The following is a 20,292-nucleotide window of genomic DNA, read 5'->3' as shown; positions in this document are numbered from 1 at the left end:
CGTTCCCTCCTTACAGCGCGTTGCGGCGCGCGATCGCGCCATAGACAGCGGCGCTGGGCTTGGGTGTGCGGGCAAAGCTTTGCGGATCGACGCTGACGAGGCCGAATTTAGGCTTGTAGCCAAAGATCCACTCGAAATTGTCGAGCAGCGACCAGTGGCAATAGCCCAGCACAGGGACGCCATCATCCATCGCCGCCTTGAGCCCCGCCAAGGCTTCGGGAATGAAGCGGGCGCGGATCGCATCATCGTCCGTGCCAACGCCGTGTTCCGACACGAGGATGGGCACGCCGGTCGCTTCATGGGCATAGCGGACCGCGCCACCTAGCGAAGGCCCCCAGACTTCCGAGCCTGACCAGTTCACGGTCGCGCCGCTGGGCGCAGGCAACCGACCCTTGTCACCCCAGAGCGCGCGTTCATAATTCTGGACGCCGATGAAATCGTCGGCCTTGGCCAGTTCCAGCCACTCCCCATAAAGTTCGTTGCGCATCCGGTCGCGGACGGACGCCTTGCCTACCGCCTGATCATCCATCATCGCCAGCGAAAAACCGACCGGCAGATCGGATCGTGCGGCCTTGATCGCCGCTTTGCCCGCCTTGTGCGCGGCGAGCAGGCCGGACTGTAGTGCGGGAAGATCGTCCAGGCCAGCGACATTGGCGCTGACGAACCGCTCGGCACCCAGCCGCCGCGCGGCGGTTTCCAGCGTCAGTTTCTGGATGTCCCAGACCTTGGGCGGCAGCATGGGCTTCAGAAGCAACAGGATATTGGGTTCGTTGAGGGTGATGACCCGGTCGATCCCCTGGCCCAGCGCGCGCGTCGCCTTGTCGCAATAGCGCGCGAAGAGAGACGCGCTTTCCGGATTGGTCCAGCCGCCTTGGGCACTGAACCATCGCGGGGCCGTGAAATGGCTGTAGGTCACGATCGGGGTAAGCCCGCGCGCGCGGCACCCGTCGATCACCGCCTTGTAATGGTTCAGCATCGCCTGGCTGAAGAGGCCCTTTTCCGGCTCGATCCGCGCCCATTCAATGCCGAACCGATAGCAGTTGAGGCCCATGGACTTGACGATGTCGAGATCGGCTTCCCACAATTCGAAGCTGTTGCAGGCATCGCCCGACGGCTGGGCGAAGATGGTAGGCTGCTGGTTTTCCAGCCACCACAGATCGCTCGCGATATTACTGCCCTCGATCTGGTGCGGCGCGGTGGCCGCACCCCAGAGGAAGGCTTCGGGAAATTGGGGGTTTGTCGGCTTGCGCGCGGCGGCCGCCGACGTCGCCATCAACGCGGCGGCGGTCGCTAACAAGGTGCGGCGATCCAGCATGATAGTCCCTCTCTTCTCTTATGATCGTCAGCCAGTGGTGTCGCGCACGAAGGCGCAGATCTCGTCGGCGAGGCGTCGGTCGGCGGTGCCCAGATGCATGGGCAAGGAGTAGTGATTATGGCCCGGAAGGATCAGCGCGCGCGGCATCGTGCCATGGCGGGCAAGCCGGTCCTGCATCAGGCCCAGAAACTCCGCCTGGAACCGGGGAGGGTCGAACTGCGCGCAGGCGACGAGCAGCGGCAGGCTGGTCGCGACGACCGCTTCCTTGGGCATACGATCCGGGTACAGCGCAGGCTCGCCATAATAGAGCATGTCGCGCGCATCGAGCGGGGTGTAGCCGTAGAGGCCAGAGAGCAGGATGGCGGCGCGAATGTCGCGGTCGCCCGACTGGTCGAGATAGCCCGCGACATGCACGGCGCCTGCCGAAGTCCCCGCCAGCACGATGCGATCGGCATCGCCGCCATGATCGGCGGCATGCGCCCGCAACCAGGTGACGACCGCCGCCACATCCTCGGCCCCTGCCGGCCAGGCATGGTCCGGGGCGAGCCGATAGTTGATGACGACGCCCAGAAAGCCAGCCTGCGCGGCCATGCGCCCGACATTGGCATTGGGCCAGACATCCGCTCCGCCCTTGTCTCCTTTCAGAAACCCGCCGCCATGGACGAAGACCAGGATCGGCGTAGCGCTGTCCTGATCCTCTGGCCGATACAGGTCCAGCCGGTGGCGTGCCTCCGGGCCATAAGCGATATCGGCCTGGGACACCGGCAGTCGCTCGGCCAGAGCCTGTTGTTCCACATCGAACAAGGCGCGGCACTGTTCGAGTACCTGAGGCCCAAGCTCGGAGCCCATCGCTTGGATCGCCGAACCAGTCATGGGCAGCCGAGATCGAAGCTGGAAAGATCGCGCGCGAGGTCGACCGGGCCGCCGAAATTCTTGCCGATCCCGGCGCGCAGGGCCGGTTCGGATTGGCTCAAGGGGCCAGGCACGGCGAAATGGGTGAGGAGGACCCGGCCCACCTTCGCCTCGGCCGCCAGGACGCCGACATCGGCGGGCAGAAGATGATGTGTCGACAGATGTTTTTGCATGGCGGCGAACATCTCCGGTGGCGCATCGCTGCGCCGCTGCTTGATCTCCATCAGAAGCCGGTCGAGATCAATGACTTCACTGACCAGCATGTCCGTGCCTGACGCCAGCCGAGTGACGGCTTCGCTGGGGCCCGTGTCGCCGGTATAGGTGATGCTGCGATCGCCCAGCGCGAAGCGGTAGCTGAACGAGATGTTCGACGGGTCAGGCTTCCCATCATGGTCGAAGTGGCTGTTCGCCGCTGCCTTCACCGTGAGACCGTCACCCAGTTGCACGATCTGGCCATCCCGCAATTCGACTGCGCGAACGGATGCGGCCACGCCGGGGGGCGGCGTGCCGAGGCCAAAGCCGATCCGGGCCGGGGGAGCCATAGAGGCGATGATGCCATCCACCACCGCCCTGATGCCGGGCGGTCCATAGATGGTCAGTTGGCCGGGAAACTGGTTCATCCAGCGTAGGCCGATGACCGCGGCGAGGCCGCCGCTATGATCCAGATGAAGATGGCTGATGAAGACGGTGCGGATGCGCCGCATGTCCATGCCCAGCCCGGCAAGCTGGTTGACGGTGCCGTCGCCAGTGTCGACCAGGATTTGCTGATCACCCGCCACCAGCAGATTGGATGGCTCCGCCCGGTCCGCGGTCGGAACCGGCCCACCTGCCGTGCCCAGCGTCGTCCACCGCATCGCTGGACAGGTGGCCGCGGGCGCCGGTTCGGCACTGGCCAGACAGACGATAAGCGTCGTCAACAGCAAACCGCTTCTTACAGCCATTCGTCTCTCCTACCTCATGCTTGCTGTTCGGGGACGAACCATGAAGGTTCGCCCCCGGGATCCATCAGAAGCGCATTTCGGCCGATATGCCGAGCGTGCGGCGCCCCTCGCGCGTCAACCAGTTGACGCGGCCGCCCGGATCGCTGAACGGCAGGCCGATCACCGACGAATGGAAACGCTGGTCGAGCAGATTGCGCGCGAACAGGCCGATCCGCCAATTGCCATCCGGATGGCCGATACCGGCGTTGAGGCCGATCGTCCCATAGCCCGGTTGCGACGTATAAGCCTGGACCGCGGCATATTGCACCCGGCTCCGATAATAGAAGTTGGCAGAACTGTCGAACGTCAGCCTGTCGTTGATCGGCAGCCGCACGTCCGCGCCCGCGGTCGCGCTATATTTGGGCGCACCCGAGAGCGGCTCGCCCGCCGCCTGCACCAGGCTGGTCGTGCCATTTTCGGCCAGATAGCAGGTGTAGCCGCTCTTCACGACATCGGGGCAGGCCGTCACATAGTCGGTGAACTTCGTATCCGAATAGGTGAAGGAGGCGTTGAGCGAGAAGACCGGGCTGACGCGCCAGGAGCCTTCAATCTCGAACCCGTTGGCTTCGAAGCCGCCGGCATTCTCGGTCAGGAACTCCAGGCCGTTGAACACGGAGGTCTGCAGATTATTATATTTGTCGAAGAAGATATTGGCGTTGAGCGTCACGGCCCGGGCAAACAGCTGCGACTTCACGCCAAAGGTGATGTCGCGCACCGTCTGCGGCCCCACATCGACCTTCTGCCCGGTCAGTCCTGAGAAAGTCACCGTCGGCCCAAGGTAGCCGCGCGCAATCGTGCCATAGACCATGAGGTCGCGATCGGGCTTGAACTGGAAGCCGACGCGGCCAGACCAGTCGCCCTTCTTGGTGGATCCTTCTGCCAAGGCGCGTGGCACATAATAATTGACCTGACCCGCGACCGGCGGCCCTGGCGGGCTCGGCGGATAGGCGGGATCGATGATCGAGAAACTGGACGATTTCACCCAGTCATATTGGTAGCGCAGGCCGCCGATGACCGCAAATTGTTCACTGACGTTGAACTTGCCGTCGAAGAAGACCGCAAGCGAGTCCGAGCGGGTCTGCGTATTGCTTTGCCCAGCGGAGATGTTGACGATGAACGGGTTGAACGGCGCTGCCGGACGAAGCTGCGATTTGTTGAAATCATTGTCGTCGCCGACCTTGCGGCGGGACCCATAGACGCCGGACGTGAATTCAAGCGCGGAGCCCGCCGGCGAAGTGATACGCAGTTCTTGGGACAGGAATGTCTGATCGACGCCGGTCTGCTGCGAGGTGAAGATCGGTACGCTGCTGCCGTCGATGGCAAAGCGCTGGTCCCCTTCATCCAGCCGGCGCCAGGCCGTGATCGATGTTAGGTTGTAGTCACCCAGGCCCAGATTGACTTCGAGCGAGGCGCCATAATTTTGTTCGCTGGTATAGCTTTCATATTCCTCTGCCGACTTGCTATTGTCGAACCCCGGCACGATGCCGAGCGAGGCGAGATTGCCATAGCGCGCCGCCATCAGCGGATTGGCGAAACTGGGCAGGCGTGCGATTGTCCACAACTGGGTCGGGCCGGTGCGGTCGATCTTGGAATAGTCGCCGATCAGATAAATGCTGAGCGTATCGCTGGGCTCGAACAGCAACTTCGCGCGCGCGCCGTAGCTTTCCTCCCCGCCCCAATCCTTGTCCTGAGTGGCATTGTAGAGGAAGCCATCGTTGCGGCGGTAGAAACCAAAGATACCGAGCGCGCTGTTGGCGCTGAGCGGCAGGTTGATATTGCCGTTGACGTTGACTTCATTCAGTTCGCCATAGGAGGCGAAGACCTTGCCGCCAACGGCGTCGAAGGTCGGCTTCTTGGTCGTGATATTGACAACGCCCGACGAGGCGTTCTTGCCGAACTGGGTGCCTTGGGGTCCTTTCAACACCTCGACTCGTTCCAGATCGCCAAGGCTGTTGATCGGATTGCCGAAGGGGATGACGACATTGTCGACCACGGTGCCGACATTCTGTTCGGATGAGCTGGAAAAGCCGCCTGCCGTGCCGACACCGCGCAAGCGGAAGCCGCTGTCATTAGGCGACGTGCCGAACTGCACCCCGGAAAACTGATATTGGATGTCGGTCAGCCGCTGGAAGCCGCCTTCCGCCAGCTGATCGCCGCCGATGGCCGACACAGCGATCGGCACATCCTGCAGGCGTTCCGCGCGGCGCGTTGCGGTGACGACGATGTCGGCGCCCGCGCCTGCTGCCGCCGGCGTTTCCACCGCTTCCTGCGGCGCGGCATCCTGCGCCGCAGCGGGCGCAGCCAGCGCAATGACGCTCGCTCCCGCCAGCGCAGTGATCGAAATGAACTTACGCATGATTATTCCTCCCCTTCTTATGTTCGGGTTGATGTCACTGTTCGTCGATGATGCGGTTGGTGAGCGTGCCGACGGCGCCGATGGTTACCTCCACCTTGTCCCCCGCCTTCATGTAGAGCGGCGGATTACGCTTGTCGCCGACGCCGCCCGGCGTGCCCGTAGCGATGACATCGCCGGGGCTGAGCGGGGTGAAGGCGCTGACATATTCGATCACCGTGGGAATATCCCAGATCATGTCGCTGACCGGCTGGTCCTGCACAACCTCCCCGTTGAGGCGAGTCTGAACCCGCAGGGCGCTTACGTCCTCGATCTCGTCCGTCGTCACCAGCGCAGGCCCAAAGCCGCCCGTGCCCGGAAAGGTCTTGCCCGGCGTGAACTGGATATTGTGCCGCTGCCAGTCGCGCGCGCTGCCGTCGTTGAAGGCGGCATAGCCCGCAACATAGGACCAGGCGTCGGCTGCCGCCACCTTGTGCGCGGCCTTGCCGATGACGATCGCCAGTTCCCCTTCATAGTCGAAGCGATCGGTCACGGCCGGCTTCACCATCGGCTGGCCATCGGCGACCAGGCTGTCGGCATAGCGCACGAAGATGGCCGGATGCGCCTTCTGCTCGCGACCGGTTTCCTTGACATGCTCGGCATAGTTGAGGCCGACGCACAGGATTTTGGCAGGGTCGGGAATGACCGGCAGCAGCACGATGTCGGCGGCGGCGAAGGAAGCGCCGTCCGGCAGCGTCGCCAGGCTACCGTCGGTCAGCGCGGCCTTGAGGCTGGGTGTCGCGTCGGTCGCCAGTTCGACGATCGTTTCGCCATCCAGACGGCCGAAGCTGGGCGTGCCGTCCGGGCGGCGGAAGCTGACATAACGCATTAGTGATTTTCCTCTGACAGGATGTCTAGCGGCTGGGGCTCCCAGTCGCGGCGATGGCGGAACTTCTCTTCGGCGGCGCGCAGGCCGGCGAAATCCTTGTCGGACATGCCCCATTGGTCGATCCGGCCTTCGGGCCAGGTCCAATCCTCGGGCGCGCCGGGCTGATAATCCTCCGGCACCTTTTCCACGGCGGTGGAGAATTCGATGACGGGGCCGAAGGGGGCAATGAAATAGGCGAACACATTGGCGCCGGGGCCATGGCGGCCGGGCCCCCAGGCGGGCGCCATATTCTGGTCGCGCAGGCGACCGATGCCGCGCATAACCGCGTCCATGTCCGCCATTTCAAAGGCGATGTGATTGAGCGAAGCGAAGCCCGCTCGGGCGAAGGCAGTGCTGTGATGGGAGTCGTTGCAGCGCACGAAGACCATGCCCTTGGTCCGGTCGGATACGCGGAAGCCCAGCGCCCGTTCCGCCAGATCCCCGGTCGCTTCGGCGTCGGCGCTGTTGAAGACGACGTGCGTCAGCTTGACCGGCAGGTCCCGACCCTCGATCGGCGCGACATCCTGCGCATCGGTGAGGAAGCGCAGCAATTCGCCTTCGGCCAGTTCGACGATGATGCCATGCCCGCCGCCCGGATCCTGCGAGACTGTCGGCGTGGCGGGAAGGCCAGCGGCGGCTACGCTGCGCTTGAGCGTCTCCAGTCGCTCGGCCGAGCAGACGAAGGTGGTGGAGCGCACATGGGCGTCCGCCGATTCCGCAAGCGCGACCAAATAGGGGAAGCCGCCCGATCCACGCAGATAATGCGTGTCACCCTCGACGCCCGCAGGCGCCATGCCCCAGATGTCGGTCAGGAACGCCGCGGCTTCCCCGGCATGGGGCAGCGCCAGTTCGATGCTGCGCAGTTTCATTGCATATCTCCATGGGAAAGGCCGGCGGCGCGGATGCCGGCCAGGGCGCAGGCTTCGTCGCAGTCGCCCGTATCGCCGCTGATGCCCACGGCGCCGATCACCGCCCCGCGGGCTGCGCCATCGGCATCACGGATCAGGACGCCGCCGGGGGACAGAGCCAGGCGGCCGGTGGCGGCTGCGACGCTTTGAAAAAAGACGGGGTTGGCGGCGGCGCGCGTCGCCAGGATGCGCGTGTCGGCGCCCATGCCCAGCGCTCCTGCGGCCTTGGCCTTGGCGATGTCGAAGCGGAACAGGCTGGCGCCATCTTCGCGCACCATGGCCACGGGATGCGCACCGGCGTCGAGAATGACGATGGCGAGCGGCTGCGCGCCTTCGGTCCGGCCCTGGGCAAGGGCGGCGTCGATGATGGTACGCGCCTGGGCGAGGCTGAGGCTCATGCGGCAATCTCCTGCGGGGTTGTTCCGGCGATCAGGGCGTCTCGGCGAGCGACAAGGTCGGCAGCGCCCTGCGCGCCGCGGCTGGTGCCGAACACATAATGATCGGGGCGGACGAGCACCGCGTCGACATCGCGCGCGGCCAGCCAGGCGGCGATCGCGCCCCCATCGTCCAGCGTGGCGGGATTAATCAGGGTGACCTGATCGCGAGCGAGCGACCAACGCGTGAAGAGGCGCCAGCCGCCGCCGGTCACATCGTCAAGCAGCCGGTCGCCCACCCGCGGCTGGATGAAGCGTTCGCCCGCACCCGGCGTGTCGGTGGCGACGATGCCGGCCGCGATCGGCGGGATGAGGTCGGCGGCGGTGCCATGCTGCGCACCCTTCGCCGCTTCGCGCATGGACGAGTCCCGATCGGCGGCAGCCTGGACATCGAGCATGCAGATATAGCGGCCGGCGCCGACGGCAGCGGAGATGACGGCGCGGACATGCGGGTCGCGCTCGGGCTGATAGCTGTCGAGCAGCGCGTCGGGGGCGCGGCCGCTCAGCACCAGTTCCAGCTTCCAGGCCAGATTGGCGACATCGCGAAGCCCATGGCACATGCCCTGCCCGAAAAAGGGCGGCGTCTGGTGCGCGGCATCGCCGGCCAGAAAGACGCCGCCCTGCCGCCACCGCTCGGCGATCAGACCGTGGAAACGATAGGTCGCCGCGCGCACCACCTTGTGCGGAACCCCGGAGAGATAGGGTTCGACCAAGGCCGCGACCTTGTCGGGCTGCATCATCGCCCGATCGTCCTCGCCCGGCAGCAGCATGAATTCCCAGCGGCGGTGATTGCCGCGCCCCGGCACGATCGTGGCCGGGCGGCGCGGGTCGCACATCATGACGGACAATTTCTGCAGGTCGGCCTCCGGCGGCACGCCCCACAGATCGGGGAAGCGGACCGGTCCGTCCACTTCGGCGTCGACCACCAGCCAGGGTTCCTCGAAATCCAGATCGTCTAGGCGGATGCTCAGCGCCTTGCGCACGGCGCTGCGCGCGCCGTCGCAGGCGATAACATAGCGCGCCTGCGCCCGCTCGCCGTCGGACAGGCGCAGCGTGACGGTTTCGCCATCCTGCTCCAGTCCTTCGAAGCCGACACCGAACCGGACAGATAGGCGGGGATAGGCGCCGAGCGCATCGCGCAGATGCTGTTCGAGTTCGGGCTGGTAGAAGAAATAGTCGTTCGACCAGCTGAAGGGGCGCGCGCGCCCAACCGTGCCCATGTAGCGGATGACGCCATGATCCGCGCCGACATGAAGATGCCCTTCGGTGTCGCGCATGTCCGCGGCGACACGGTCGATCACGCCCGCCGACTGGAACAGGCGCATCATTTCATGGTCGAGATGCACCGCGCGCGGCAGCGGATAGGGATGGGCTTCCTGCTCGATCACCAGGACCGACAGGCCGGATTTTCCAAGGAGATTGGCCGCAAAGGCCCCCACCGGCCCGCAGCCGATGATCGCAACGTCAAACATGAAAGCGTCTTTCCGGTCAGGCGGCCACGGGCTGGAGCGCGGGTGATTTGTGCATCCGTCCGCCCAGCATGATCATCTTGATATTGTCCCGATCCTGCAGGATGCGCACGTCGCTGGTCGGGTCGCCCGCCACCAGCAGCAGGTCGGCGAGATAGCCCGGCTTCACCTGTCCCGCCTCCAGCCCCATCAGCTGGCCGCCCAGCATGGTCGCGGCGCTCAGCGCCTCGGCGGGTGTATAGCCGTAGAGAGTGACGAAATGCTCCAGATCGCGGGCGTTGCGGCCATTGGGGTTGAAGGGGAAGCCATAGTCGCCGCCGATCAGGATGCGCACCCCCCGCGCCCTGAGCTTAGGGACCAGCGCCTTTTCGAGCGCGATCCGTTCCGCGGCGCTGGCCTTCATCGCGCTCATGTCGATGTGCGGCGGCGGATTGGCCTCGAGCGCGCCGACCGACACGCCAGGGCCGGGCGCATAGAAAATCTCGTCCTTCTTCGCCGCCATCGCGTCGATCGCGGCATCGTCGGCATAGGAGCAGTGATAGAGAACACGCGCGCCCGCTTCGAGCGCAAGGGTGATGGCGCGGGGCGAATAAGCATGCGTGACAATCCAGAGGCCGGCTTCGCGCGCCGCCTTACCCGCCGCCTCCATTTCCTCGTCGGTGTAGAGGACGTCGCCCGATGTGCCGGGCTTGAGCGCATCCTCGCCCGAGATGACGAGCTTGAGCGACTTGACCCCTTCGGCAGCGCAATAGGCGACGAAGGCGCGCATCGCGTCGGGTCCGCGGCCGTTGAAGACGTCTCCCGTTTCGACCCCCTCACCGCCTTCGGGGCTGCGCTCGATGGTCGAGGGGATGAAGCGCGGCCCCGGTGTTTCGCCCGCTTCGATCGCCCGGGCAAGTTCGGGTTCGATCCGGTCGCAAAGCGCGCCGGCGGAATAGAGGCTGGTGAAGCCATGGTCGAGCAGCACCCGGGCGTTGCGCCAGGCCGCGACCTTCAGTTCCTCAGGCGGCAGAATGAACTGGTGGTAGATTTTCTCGACCGAGCTGCCCCAGGTCAGATGGGTATGCGCGTCCACCATGCCGGGCATCAGCGTTGCGCCCTGTCCATCGATGACGCTGTCGGCATGGACATCGGTGATGGCTGCGTCTGCGGGAAGGATGGCGGCGATCCGGTCATCCTCGATCAGGACGGCGCCAGCGACGGATGCGCTGCCCGTTCCATCGAAGATCATGCAATTATGGATCAGTTGCCGCATGGCCCTCTCCTCTCCCGTCCTTCTTGTCGAGACAGCTTATGAGTTGTTTTTCATCCCAAGAAAAATAATGATTTTTGGGAACATCATAGGCTGGAACTATGGATCAAGGTTTCCAGCAGCGCTTCGCCCAGGCGCGTCAACCGGCCGCCGGCCATGCGCCTGACCCCGATGCTGCGGGGAAAGACGGATTCGCGGATGCTGATCGCGCGCAGCACGCCGATCGACAATTCGGCGGAGGCGACCTGCATCGGCAGGATGGTGACGCGGCCACTGCCCCGCACGATCGCCTTGGTCGTCAGCAGCGAGTCGCAGCGTATCGCGTCCTGCGGCACCGGCACGTCGGCCGCCATGAAGAGCGCGTCGATCTGCCGCCGGAAAGCGCCCCGCGCTTCGGGCAGGACCCAGCGCATCGCGCCCATGTCGCGCAACGACAATTCGGAAGGCAGATGATCGTTGCGGCGGCCCACGATCAGAGCGAAGGGATCCTGCGAGCAGGTCATTTCCTCCAGATCGTCCGGCGGCGCCTCGATTCCCGTGGTGACGAAGGCGAGCTCGATCTCGCCATTGCGCAACAGGGTCGCCAGATCATGGTCCGCGCGCTCCACGACATGAAGGGTGAAGCGGCCGACCCGGTCCTCCAGCTGCCGCACCGCGGCAGGCAGCAGGCTGACGAGAGCGCCCGGCGTGCCGCCGACCCGCAACGGCCCGGTAACGCCCTTGCGCGCGAGCCGCATTTCCTCCTCCGCCTCCCGCAGCACGCTGTCGACGGTTTCCGCGCGGCGCAGCAGCATTTCGCCTTCCGCCGTCAGGCTGATGCCGGTGCGCGATCGGGCGAAGAGCTGCGCGCCCACCGCCTGTTCCAGCTGCGCGATCGCGCTGGAGACGGACGGCTGCGAAATGTTGAGCAGGCGCGCGCCGCCGCTGATGGAATTGGCGCGGCACACCGCCAGGAACATGCGCAGGGCGCGGGGGTCGATCATGCATCATGCATCGCAAAGCGCAGGCGCGCTGACAATGGCGCGCGGCGTCGTTTCGCGATGAGACACCGGCCATTTTCATGATATTCACGCTCCCGGTCGCGGGAATGACAAAATCATATCTGTTCGATTTTCTAGAACATATTCCACAATCTTATGTGTCTGTTTTCGCATAATCATGTCGGCTTACACGTTTCATCAGCCCAGATGGCTGGGCGAACAAGGTTCAGGAAGGAGTGTACCCATGTCCATCACCGCCACCCCGACGCCCGCCAAGGCGCTGCTTTCGCCCGCCGACCATGCGCTGGTGCTGATCGATTTCCAGTCGCAAATGGCCTTCGCCACCAAGTCCATCGCGCCCGAACTGCTGCGCAACAATGCCGCGCTGGTGGCCAATGCCGCCGCCGGCTTCCAGGTTCCCACCATCCTGACCACCGTCGCCGAAAAGAGCTTTTCCGGCCCGATGTTCAGCGAAGTCACGGACGCCTTCCCGGGCCAGCCGATGCTGGACCGCACCAGCATGAACACATGGGAGGATGCCGCGGTCATCGACGAGGTCAATCGCATCGGCAAGGATCGCCTGGTCTTTGCGGGCCTGTGGACCAGCGTGTGCATCGTCGGCCCGGTGCTGTCGGCGCTGGGGCAGGGTTTCGAGGTCTATGTCATCACGGATGCCAGCGGCGACATTTCGGAAGAAGCGCATGAGCGCGCCGTCACTCGCATGATCCAGGCGGGCGCGCGCCCGATCACCGCCCTGCAATATCTGCTGGAACTGCAGCGCGACTGGGCGCGAGGCGACACCTATGACCTCACCACCGGCATCGCGCGTCAGTGGGGCGGCGCCTATGGCCTGGGCATCACCTACGCCAAGAGCATGTTCAACGCCGCCGAGGGCGGACACTGATCCGATATCCCGTCCCTTATCCCATGTTTTCGAGGCCGAAGGACTTTTCTCATGAGCAACTTCATCACCACCAAGGACGGCGTTGACATCTTCTACAAGGACTGGGGCAGCAAGGATGCCCAGCCGATCATGTTCCACCATGGCTGGCCGCTGTCGTCGGACGACTGGGACGCGCAGATGCTGTTCTTCCTGTCGAAGGGCTATCGCGTCGTCGCCCATGACCGTCGCGGCCATGGCCGCTCCGCTCAGGTCGATGCCGGCCATGACATGGCGCATTATGCCGCCGACGCGGCCGCGGTCGCCGAGCAGCTGGACCTGCGCAACGCCATCCATATCGGCCATTCGACCGGCGGCGGCGAAGTGGCGGCCTATGTCGCACGTCACGGCATTCCGCAGGGGCGCGTCGCCAAGGCGGTGTTGGTGAGCGCGGTGCCGCCGATCATGGTGAAAACCGACCGCTATCCCGGCGGCCTACCGATCGAGGTTTTCGACGGCTTCCGCGCGGCGCTGGCGGCCAACCGCGCGCAATTCTTCCGCGACGTCGCGGCCGGGCCCTTCTACGGCTTCAATCGCGAGGGCGCGGACGTGAAGCCGGGGGTGATCGACAATTGGTGGCGGCAGGGCATGATGGGTAGCGCGCTGGCCCATTATCACGGCATCAAGGCCTTTTCCGAAACCGACCAGACCGATGACCTGAAGGCAATGACCGTGCCGACGCTGGTCCTGCATGGCGACGACGACCAGGTCGTGCCCTACAAGAATGCGGGCGTGCTGCAGGCGGAGATCCTGCCCGACGCGACGCTGAAGATCTACGAGGACTATTCGCACGGGATGCTGACGGTGAATGCCGACGTGCTGAACGCCGACATCCTCGCCTTCATCCAGAGCTGAGCGTGGCGGGGAGCCGGCGCGACCGCGCTCCCCCCTTGCCCGCCCGACGGAGCCAGCCCCATGATCACACGCCGCCAAGCGCTCGCCAGCGCCGCCACCACCGCTTTCCTCACCGCTTCGGAGAGTTTTGCCATGCCGCCAAAGGACCTGATCCTCATCAACGCCAAGGTGACGACGCTGGACCGGGAAAATCCGGTGGCGCAGGCCGTCGCCATCCGCGACGGCAAATTCCTGATGGTCGGATCCGAAGCGGCGGTGCGCGCCGCCGCCGCGCCGGACGCGCAGGTGATCGACGCCAAGGGTCGGCGAGCGATCCCTGGCCTGATCGACAGCCACATCCATGTGATTCGCGGCGGACTCAACTATAATATGGAGCTGCGCTGGGAAGGCGTGCCGAGCCTGGTCGAGGCCATGGCGATGCTGAAGCGTCAGGCGGAAAATACGCCGCCGCCGCAATGGGTGCGCGTGGTCGGCGGCTTTACCGAGCATCAGTTCGCCGAAAAGCGGCTGCCGACGCTGGACGAGATCAACGCCGCGGCGCCCGAAACGCCGGTGTTCATCCTGCACCTCTATGATCGCGCCTTGCTGAACGCGGCGGCGCTGCGCGCGGTCGGCTATGGCAAGGATACGCCCAATCCGCCGGGCGGCGAGATCGTCCGCGATGCGCAGGGCAGTCCTACCGGCCTGCTGCTGGCGCAGCCCAATGCGACGATCCTGTATGCGACGCTGGCCAAGGGGCCCAAGCTGCCGCCGGACTATCAATTGAACAGCACCAAGCATTTCATGCGCGAGCTCAACAGCCTGGGCGTCACCAGCGTGATCGATGCGGGCGGAGGCTCGCAAAATTATCCCGATGACTATGCCGTCATCGACAAGCTGCACAAGGATGGCGAGCTGACATTGCGCATCGCCTATAATCTCTTCACGCAAAAGCCGAAGGAAGAGCTGAAGGACTTCGCCACCTGGTCGACGCAGATCAAGCCGGGGGACGGCGACGATACTTATCGTCTCAATGGCGCGGGCGAGATGCTGGTCTATTCGGCCGCCGATTTCGAGGATTTCCGCGTCGCCCGCCCCGACATGCCGCCGCAGATGGAAGGCGATCTGGAACCGGTGATCCGCCTGCTCGCCGAGCGGCGCTGGCCCTGGCGGCTGCACGCCACCTATGACCAAACGATCGGCCGCGCGCTGGACGTGTTCGAAAAAGTCCATCGCGACATCCCGCTGACCGGCCTCAACTGGTTCTTCGACCATGCCGAGACGATCAGCGAACGCAATATCGACCGGATCGCCGCGCTGGGCGGCGGCATAGCGGTGCAGCACCGCATGGCGTTCCAGGGTGAATATTTTGTCGAGCGCTACGGGGCCAAGGCGGCCGAGGCGACCCCGCCGATCATGCGGATGATGGACGCCGGCGTGCCGGTGGGCGCAGGCACCGACGCGACGCGAGTCGCCAGCTATAATCCCTGGGTGTCGCTCAGCTGGCTGGTGACGTCGAAGACGGTCGGCGGGCTAGCGCTATATCCGGTGCGCAATCGGCTGGATCGCGAGACCGCGCTGCGGCTGTGGACCGAGAAGAATACGTGGTTTTCCAACGAGGTCGGCAAGAAGGGGCAGATCAAGGCCGGGCAACTGGCCGACCTGGCGCTGCTGTCCGACGATTATTTCGCCGTGCCCGAAGAAGCGATCGCACATCTGCGATCGGTCCTGACCCTGCTGGGCGGCAAGATCGTCTATGGCGAGGGCGATTATGCGCCGATCGCGCCGGCAGCACCCAAGCCGATGCCCGAATGGTCGCCGGTGGCGACCTTTGGCGGCACTTATCGGCGGGGCGAGACCGCGCAGACGATGGCGTCGGCCTGCGGGTGTCATTCCGCCTGCGGCGTCCATGGCCATGACCATGCCGCAGCGCTGGGAGCGGATGTGCCGGCAGCCGATGTCCAGAGCTTCTGGGGCGCGCTCGGCTGCGGCTGCTGGGCAGTGTGACGATGACGCGCCCGGCAACCCCGCTCCCCTGGCTGCTCCTGCTGCTGTCGGTCTCAACCGGCCTGGTCGATGCGATCAGCGTGCTGGGGCTTGGCAAGGTATTTACCGCCAACATGACCGGCAACATCGTGTTCCTAGGCTTCGCCGCCGCAGGCACCCCGGGGTTCGCGCCGCTTTCCTACGTCGTGGCGATCCTGGCCTTCATGGCCGGCGCGCTGGTCGCTGGACGGGTCGGCAAGGGCCATGAAGGGCTGCCGATGCGCCGTTGGCTGCTGGTCGCGGCGCTGGTGGAGGCGGGGCTGCTCTGGATCGCGGCGGCCGTGGCGATTAGCTTTGATCCCGCGTTGCCGTCACCGGATGGGCGGCTATATGCGATCATCGCGCTGACCGCGATCGCCATGGGATTTCGCAATGCGACGATCCGACAGCTCAAGGTGCCGGACCTGACGACCACGGTGCTGACGCTGACGATCACGGGCCTGGCCGCGGATTCACGGCTGGCGGGCGGGGGCAATCCCAATTGGGGACGACGCGTCGGCAGCGTCGTCGCCATCGGCCTTGGCGCAGCCGTCGGGGCTGCGCTGGTGATGCGTGGCGGCCTGGTGACGCCGCTGCTCTTGGCGGGCGGGCTGGTGCTGGCCGGAACGCTGGCCTGCATGGCGCACCCGTCGGCGGGCGATCCGGTCGGAGCGTGACGGCTAAGAGGTCATGCGCCTTCAGTCATGGAACATTCATGACCATTGGCTATTGTCTCATCAGTCACTCCCTCCCCCTTTGGAGTGACCCTCCCTGAACCTCGGCTCCGCCGGCTTATCGCTGGCGGGGCCATTTTCTCATGCGCGCGCCGGCACGATGCGCGCGCGGCATTCGCCAAAGCCGATCGAGGCGAAGCCGTCGCGATGGGCGCGCGCGTCCAGGCTCACCTCATCGCCATCCTCCAGGAATGTGCGGCGCTCGCCCGATGGCAGGTCCACCGGCGCCTCACCGCCACGCGTTATTTCCAGCAGGCTGCCCAGCGAATCGCGATCGGAACCCGAGAGCGTGCCGGTGCCGAGCAGATCGCCGGGGTTCAGATTGCAGCCATTGGAAGCATGGTGCGTGACGATCTGCGCGGCGGTCCAATACATGGCGGTGGCCGTGCCGGTGCTGAGGCGGAACGGCGGCAGGCCGGCCTCGCGCATGCGCGCGGTCGACAGGAAGACGCCAAGATCGACGGCCAGAGCGCCCTGCGCCTGGTCCTGCGGGTCGAACAGATAGGGCAAAGGCGGGGGATCGCCTTGGGCGCGTGGCGGCTGGGGCATGCGGAAGGGCGCCAGCGCTTCAGGCGTCACCACCCAGGGCGATATGGTCGAATGGAAGCTCTTGGCGAGGAAGGGGCCGAGCGGCACATATTCCCATGCCTGGAAGTCCCGCGCGGACCAGTCGTTGAGCAGGCAGAAGCCGGCGATATGATCCGCCGCCCGATCGATCGGGACAGGATCGCCTAGGGCATTGCCCTCCCCGATCCAAACACCCAGTTCCAGTTCATAATCGAGACGCGCGGTCGGGCCGAAACGGGGTTCGGTAGCATCGGGCGCCCTGGACTGGCCGCTGGGGCGAACGACCGCGATGCCGGACGGGCGCACCGAGGAGGCGCGGCCATGATAGCCGATCGGCACATATTTGTAATTGGGCAGCAGCGGATTGTCGGGGCGGAAGAGCGTGCCGACATTGGTCGCGTGATGGATGCCGACATAGAAGTCGCTATAGTCGCCGATCCGCGCGGGCAGATGCAGGGTGCAATCATCGGCGCGGTGCAGCGCGGGCGACAGCGCCGGTTGCGCCGTCGGGTCGCAGAGCAGGCCCGAGAGGCTCTGGCGCAGCGCGCGCCGATCGGCGGACGGCAAAGCGAGCAGCCGATTGAGACGATCTTCGCTGAGCATCGGGCGCACGGCGTCGGGCAGATGATCGGCAATGGCGCCAAGGTCGAGGATCCAGTCACCGATCGCGACGCCGGGGCGCGGCCCAGCCCGCGGCGGCGAGAAGATGCCCAGCGGCAGGTTCTGCACCGGAAAGTCCGGATGGCTATCTGCGCCCTCGACCCAGCAGGTCAGGTCGATCGCGTGGGTTTCGTCCGTCAGGGTCATGCCTTGTCCTCTCTGTCGGGCAGGCGCGCCTTGCGGAAGCCCGACCAGCATTCGTCATAATCCCGTTGCGCGAAGTCCGCTTCGGCAGCGAAGCGCGTGGGACGCAGGGGCAAGCGGCCTTCGAACATGAAGGCCATGGTGGCGTCGATCTTGTGCGGAGCGAGCGGCGCAGCGATCGCGGCGTCATAGCTGGCGCGATCGGGACCGTGGCTCGCCATCTGGTTGTGCAGCGAGGCGCCGCCGGGCGCGAAGCCGCCGGCCTTGGCATCATAGACGCCGGTAATCAGGCCCATAAACTCGCTCATGACGTTGCGGTGGAACCAGGGCGGGCGGAACGTGTCCTCCGCCACCATCCAGCGCGGCGGGAAGATGACGAAGTCGCAATTGGCGAGGCCGGGCGTATCGCTGGGGCTGGTCAGCACGGTGAAGATGGAGGGATCGGGATGGTCGTAGCTGACCGTGTTGATCGTGTTGAAGCGGCGCAGGTCATAGCGGCAGGGCGCGAGATTGCCGTGCCAGCCGACGACATCGAAGGGCGAGTGCGGCAGGCTGGTCGACCAAAGGCCGCCCTGGAATTTCTGGATCAGTTCAACCGGCTGGTCGACATCCTCGAACCAGGCGACTGGCGTTTCGAAATCGCGGACATTGGCGAGCCCGTTGGCGCCGATCGGCCCGAGTTCGGGCAAGCGAAAGGGGGCGCCGTAGTTTTCGCAGACATAGCCGCGCGCCTCGCCTTCCTGCGACGCGACGCGGAAGCGGACGCCGCGCGGGACCAGCGCGACCTGCTGCGGCGCGAGGTCGATCCTGCCCATTTCGGTGATAAGGCGCAGCGTTCCCTGCTGCGGCACGATGAGCATCTCGCCATCGGCGTTGAAGAACACGCGGCGCTCCATCGGCCGGTTGCAGGCATAGAGATGGACAGCGAAGCCGACAGATGCGGCGACATCGCCATTACCGCCATAAGTCACGAGCCCGTCGAGGAAATCCGTTGGGTCCTGCGGCATGGGCAAAGGGTCCCAGCGCAGCCGGTTGGGAGAGGGCGGCAGGTCGGTGAAGGGCGCAGTGGCGAGACGAGGCGCTCCGGCATAGGGGGCATAGGCGCGATGCTGGGCGGTCGGGCGAAGGCGATAAAGCCAGCTGCGGCGATTGTCCGCACGCGGCGCGGTGAAGGCCGTGCCGGACAGCTGTTCGGCATAGAGGCCGAAGGGCGTGGACTGGGGCGAGTTGCGGCCGACCGGCACAGCGCCGGCCACAGCCTCCGTCACGAAATGATTGGCGAAGCCGGGCATCATCGCCGGCGGGTCGCCGCCATCCTCCTGGGCAGACAAGCGCGGCATCGCCCTCTCCTATAGTTTCATTTGCAACCAGCATAGCCGTTGCGCAACTGGTGTCAAATGATACTATCGGCCATGACCAAGCACTCCCTGCGGCTCGACGATTTCCTGCCCTACCGCCTGTCCTTCACCACCAATCTGGTAAGCGAGACGGTGGCGAGCGCCTATGAGCAGGCGTTCGGGCTGCGGATTGCCGAATGGCGGGTGATCGCCGTGGTCGCCGAAAGCCCGCAGGGCGTGACGCAGCAGGCGATCGGGCTCAAGACGCGGATGGACAAGGTGACGGTGAGTCGCGCGGCCGCCAGCCTGATCGCGCGCGCGCTGCTGGAGCGGCGGCCCCATGAGGCGGACCAGCGGTCGCATCTGTTGACGCTGAGCGCCGAGGGCAAGGCGCTCTACAGCGCTATCGTGCCCAAGGCGCTGGCGCTGGAGAAGCAGATTTTCAGCCGCTTCAGCGCTGCCGAGATCGCGCAGTTCGACGCGATGCTGCGCCAGATCGACGCGATATTGCTGGAGGGCGCAGCGGCGGCCGCGCCCTCTTCACCGCAAGGCTGAGGCTCAAGCCTGATCGGGATAATCCTCGGGCTTCACCTGGCCGACATTGGGCCGGTCCTCCACATCCTCGGGCGGATGGCCGCCGAGGTGCGGGGATCGGCCTTTTCATGGCCGGGGAGCGTGTCGCCCATCGGCCCGTTCGGCGTGCTGGCCATGTCGCCATCGGTCACTTTCTTTTCCGACATCGTTAATCCTCCTTTTCCGGATCGGCCGTGCCAGGCTCCGCCATGGCCCGATGCTGCTGCGCCAGGATCGCTGCCGGCGTCACATGAGCGGCGGCCGCCTGAAGCTTGTTTTTCCAGCCGGAGACGATATGCGCCTCCCCTTTCATCAGCGCGTCCCAGCCATCCTGCGCCACCTTCGCCGGGTCCGCCTTCTCGCGCGTGCCGACATCGGTATCGAGCATGCCGGCGCGAGCGAAGAATTCGGTATCGGTCGCGCCGGGCATCAGCGTGGTGATGGTCACGCCATCCGCATCCTTCAGCTCGTCGCGGATCGCGTCGGCGAAATTGTTGATGAAGGATTTGGTGCTGTTGTAGACCGCGTTGAAGCTGCCCGGGATGAAGCCGGCGATCGACCCGGTGATGAGCACCTTGCCCGCGTTGCGCGCCACCATCGCCCGCAACAGCTTTTGCAGCAGATAGACGGTGCCGGTGATGTTGGTGTCGATCGATCGCCGCCACAGGGCGACATCCTGTTCCAGGAAGGCATGACCCGTGCCGGTGCCGGCATTGGCGCAGAGCAGGTCGACGGGGCGGTTGCCCGCCGCCGCCAGCAGCTGGTCAACGCCGTCCAGCGTGGCAAGGTCAGCCTCGACCGATCGGACGTCGCCGCCATGGCGGCGCAGATCGTCGGCGGCGGCGTCGATCAGCGGTTCGTCCGCGACGACGAGAAGGTCATAGCCTTCCCGCGCCGCGATATGCGCCAGTTCAAAGCCGATGCCGGTCGATGCGCCGGTGACGATCGCAAGGGGCCTCATGTCCCGC

Annotated in this window: 19 protein-coding genes; 5 read left to right on the top strand and 14 right to left on the bottom strand. The window is 65.4% G+C overall.

The window, feature by feature from the left end:
• Window positions 1-10: 10 nt before the first annotated feature.
• The 10 genes from ACGGKE_RS16995 to ACGGKE_RS16950 all read right to left on the bottom strand — a co-directional run bounded on the left by ACGGKE_RS16995 (window position 11) and on the right by ACGGKE_RS16950 (window position 11,513).
• Complete coding sequence (locus tag ACGGKE_RS16995) at window positions 11-1,315, bottom strand: family 1 glycosylhydrolase (protein WP_394442528.1); 1,305 nt, start codon at window positions 1,313-1,315, stop codon at window positions 11-13.
• A 27-nt stretch (window positions 1,316-1,342) separates the two neighbouring features.
• Window positions 1,343-2,188, bottom strand: a complete 846-nt coding sequence (locus ACGGKE_RS16990) for an alpha/beta hydrolase (protein ID WP_394442525.1) — start codon at window positions 2,186-2,188, stop codon at window positions 1,343-1,345.
• Complete coding sequence (locus ACGGKE_RS16985) at window positions 2,185-3,144, bottom strand: MBL fold metallo-hydrolase (RefSeq protein ID WP_394442522.1); 960 nt, start codon at window positions 3,142-3,144, stop codon at window positions 2,185-2,187. The genes ACGGKE_RS16990 and ACGGKE_RS16985 overlap by 4 nt, the downstream gene beginning before the upstream one ends.
• An 88-nt stretch (window positions 3,145-3,232) precedes the next feature.
• On the bottom strand, window positions 3,233-5,563 hold the full coding sequence (locus ACGGKE_RS16980; RefSeq protein ID WP_394442519.1) for a TonB-dependent receptor: 2,331 nt from the start codon (window positions 5,561-5,563) through the stop codon (window positions 3,233-3,235).
• Window positions 5,564-5,597: 34 nt separating this feature from the next.
• Entirely contained in the window at window positions 5,598-6,428 is an 831-nt protein-coding gene (locus ACGGKE_RS16975; RefSeq protein ID WP_394442516.1) for a fumarylacetoacetate hydrolase family protein, read from the bottom strand.
• Window positions 6,428-7,336: a VOC family protein gene (locus ACGGKE_RS16970; RefSeq protein ID WP_394442513.1), complete on the bottom strand. Its 909-nt coding sequence runs from the start codon at window positions 7,334-7,336 to the stop codon at window positions 6,428-6,430. The genes ACGGKE_RS16975 and ACGGKE_RS16970 overlap by 1 nt, the downstream gene beginning before the upstream one ends.
• Entirely contained in the window at window positions 7,333-7,773 is a 441-nt protein-coding gene (locus ACGGKE_RS16965; RefSeq protein WP_394442510.1) for a heme-binding protein, read from the bottom strand. The genes ACGGKE_RS16970 and ACGGKE_RS16965 overlap by 4 nt, the downstream gene beginning before the upstream one ends.
• On the bottom strand, window positions 7,770-9,281 hold the full coding sequence (locus ACGGKE_RS16960) for a bifunctional 3-(3-hydroxy-phenyl)propionate/3-hydroxycinnamic acid hydroxylase (RefSeq protein WP_394442507.1): 1,512 nt from the start codon (window positions 9,279-9,281) through the stop codon (window positions 7,770-7,772). The genes ACGGKE_RS16965 and ACGGKE_RS16960 overlap by 4 nt, the downstream gene beginning before the upstream one ends.
• A 16-nt stretch (window positions 9,282-9,297) precedes the next feature.
• Window positions 9,298-10,533, bottom strand: coding sequence for an amidohydrolase family protein (locus ACGGKE_RS16955; RefSeq protein WP_394442504.1), 1,236 nt, complete (start codon window positions 10,531-10,533; stop codon window positions 9,298-9,300).
• A gap of 83 nt (window positions 10,534-10,616) precedes the next feature.
• Window positions 10,617-11,513 (bottom strand): LysR family transcriptional regulator, encoded by an 897-nt coding sequence (locus tag ACGGKE_RS16950; RefSeq protein ID WP_394442501.1) that lies wholly within the window; start codon window positions 11,511-11,513, stop codon window positions 10,617-10,619.
• A gap of 241 nt (window positions 11,514-11,754) precedes the next feature.
• On the opposite strand from ACGGKE_RS16950, the gene ACGGKE_RS16945 reads away from it, so the two are divergent.
• From ACGGKE_RS16945 to ACGGKE_RS16930, 4 genes are read left to right on the top strand one after another with little or no spacing between them, the layout of a single operon-like run.
• Window positions 11,755-12,414, top strand: coding sequence for a hydrolase (locus tag ACGGKE_RS16945; protein ID WP_394442498.1), 660 nt, complete (start codon window positions 11,755-11,757; stop codon window positions 12,412-12,414).
• A 51-nt stretch (window positions 12,415-12,465) separates the two neighbouring features.
• On the top strand, window positions 12,466-13,305 hold the full coding sequence (locus ACGGKE_RS16940) for an alpha/beta fold hydrolase (protein WP_394442495.1): 840 nt from the start codon (window positions 12,466-12,468) through the stop codon (window positions 13,303-13,305).
• A 60-nt stretch (window positions 13,306-13,365) separates the two neighbouring features.
• Entirely contained in the window at window positions 13,366-15,291 is a 1,926-nt protein-coding gene (locus ACGGKE_RS16935) for an amidohydrolase (RefSeq protein WP_394442493.1), read from the top strand.
• Window positions 15,292-15,293: 2 nt separating this feature from the next.
• Entirely contained in the window at window positions 15,294-15,986 is a 693-nt protein-coding gene (locus ACGGKE_RS16930; protein WP_394442490.1) for a YoaK family protein, read from the top strand.
• A gap of 138 nt (window positions 15,987-16,124) precedes the next feature.
• Here ACGGKE_RS16930 and fahA read toward each other — a convergent pair whose 3' ends face one another.
• The gene (gene fahA / locus ACGGKE_RS16925; RefSeq protein WP_394442487.1) at window positions 16,125-17,417 is read right to left on the bottom strand and encodes a fumarylacetoacetase; all 1,293 of its coding nucleotides are present in this window, start codon (window positions 17,415-17,417) and stop codon (window positions 16,125-16,127) included.
• Window positions 17,414-18,754, bottom strand: coding sequence for a homogentisate 1,2-dioxygenase (hmgA, locus tag ACGGKE_RS16920; RefSeq protein ID WP_394442484.1), 1,341 nt, complete (start codon window positions 18,752-18,754; stop codon window positions 17,414-17,416). Before hmgA ends, fahA begins: the two co-directional genes overlap by 4 nt.
• A 72-nt stretch (window positions 18,755-18,826) precedes the next feature.
• Here hmgA and ACGGKE_RS16915 point away from each other — a divergent pair, with 72 nt between their 5' ends.
• Window positions 18,827-19,306: a MarR family winged helix-turn-helix transcriptional regulator gene (locus ACGGKE_RS16915; RefSeq protein ID WP_394442481.1), complete on the top strand. Its 480-nt coding sequence runs from the start codon at window positions 18,827-18,829 to the stop codon at window positions 19,304-19,306.
• Between the two features lie 32 nt (window positions 19,307-19,338).
• On the opposite strand, the gene ACGGKE_RS16910 is transcribed toward ACGGKE_RS16915, so the two are convergent.
• The gene (locus ACGGKE_RS16910) at window positions 19,339-19,491 is read right to left on the bottom strand and encodes a hypothetical protein (RefSeq protein WP_394442478.1); all 153 of its coding nucleotides are present in this window, start codon (window positions 19,489-19,491) and stop codon (window positions 19,339-19,341) included.
• 2 nt (window positions 19,492-19,493) lie between these two features.
• Window positions 19,494-20,285: an SDR family NAD(P)-dependent oxidoreductase gene (locus tag ACGGKE_RS16905; protein ID WP_394442475.1), complete on the bottom strand. Its 792-nt coding sequence runs from the start codon at window positions 20,283-20,285 to the stop codon at window positions 19,494-19,496.
• Between the last annotated feature and the right edge of the window lie 7 nt (window positions 20,286-20,292).

Origin of the sequence: Sphingobium naphthae (assembly GCF_043589935.1) — a bacterium.
Taxonomy (GTDB): domain Bacteria; phylum Pseudomonadota; class Alphaproteobacteria; order Sphingomonadales; family Sphingomonadaceae; genus Sphingobium; species Sphingobium naphthae_A.
Note: the sequence above shows the minus strand (reverse complement) of the source record. Positions and strands in the feature narration are given on the sequence as shown.

Coding starts and splice junctions, on each gene's coding strand:
- ACGGKE_RS16995 (WP_394442528.1), bottom strand. CDS start 1,315: ATGCTGGATCGCCGCACCTTGTTAGCGACCGCCGCCGCGTTGATGGCG.
- ACGGKE_RS16990 (WP_394442525.1), bottom strand. CDS start 2,188: ATGACTGGTTCGGCGATCCAAGCGATGGGCTCCGAGCTTGGGCCTCAG.
- ACGGKE_RS16980 (WP_394442519.1), bottom strand. CDS start 5,563: ATGCGTAAGTTCATTTCGATCACTGCGCTGGCGGGAGCGAGCGTCATT.
- ACGGKE_RS16975 (WP_394442516.1), bottom strand. CDS start 6,428: ATGCGTTATGTCAGCTTCCGCCGCCCGGACGGCACGCCCAGCTTCGGC.
- ACGGKE_RS16970 (WP_394442513.1), bottom strand. CDS start 7,336: ATGAAACTGCGCAGCATCGAACTGGCGCTGCCCCATGCCGGGGAAGCC.
- ACGGKE_RS16965 (WP_394442510.1), bottom strand. CDS start 7,773: ATGAGCCTCAGCCTCGCCCAGGCGCGTACCATCATCGACGCCGCCCTT.
- ACGGKE_RS16960 (WP_394442507.1), bottom strand. CDS start 9,281: ATGTTTGACGTTGCGATCATCGGCTGCGGGCCGGTGGGGGCCTTTGCG.
- ACGGKE_RS16955 (WP_394442504.1), bottom strand. CDS start 10,533: ATGCGGCAACTGATCCATAATTGCATGATCTTCGATGGAACGGGCAGC.
- ACGGKE_RS16950 (WP_394442501.1), bottom strand. CDS start 11,513: ATGATCGACCCCCGCGCCCTGCGCATGTTCCTGGCGGTGTGCCGCGCC.
- ACGGKE_RS16945 (WP_394442498.1), top strand. CDS start 11,755: ATGTCCATCACCGCCACCCCGACGCCCGCCAAGGCGCTGCTTTCGCCC.
- ACGGKE_RS16940 (WP_394442495.1), top strand. CDS start 12,466: ATGAGCAACTTCATCACCACCAAGGACGGCGTTGACATCTTCTACAAG.
- ACGGKE_RS16935 (WP_394442493.1), top strand. CDS start 13,366: ATGATCACACGCCGCCAAGCGCTCGCCAGCGCCGCCACCACCGCTTTC.
- ACGGKE_RS16930 (WP_394442490.1), top strand. CDS start 15,294: ATGACGCGCCCGGCAACCCCGCTCCCCTGGCTGCTCCTGCTGCTGTCG.
- fahA (WP_394442487.1), bottom strand. CDS start 17,417: ATGACCCTGACGGACGAAACCCACGCGATCGACCTGACCTGCTGGGTC.
- hmgA (WP_394442484.1), bottom strand. CDS start 18,754: ATGCCGCGCTTGTCTGCCCAGGAGGATGGCGGCGACCCGCCGGCGATG.
- ACGGKE_RS16915 (WP_394442481.1), top strand. CDS start 18,827: ATGACCAAGCACTCCCTGCGGCTCGACGATTTCCTGCCCTACCGCCTG.
- ACGGKE_RS16910 (WP_394442478.1), bottom strand. CDS start 19,491: ATGTCGGAAAAGAAAGTGACCGATGGCGACATGGCCAGCACGCCGAAC.
- ACGGKE_RS16905 (WP_394442475.1), bottom strand. CDS start 20,285: ATGAGGCCCCTTGCGATCGTCACCGGCGCATCGACCGGCATCGGCTTT.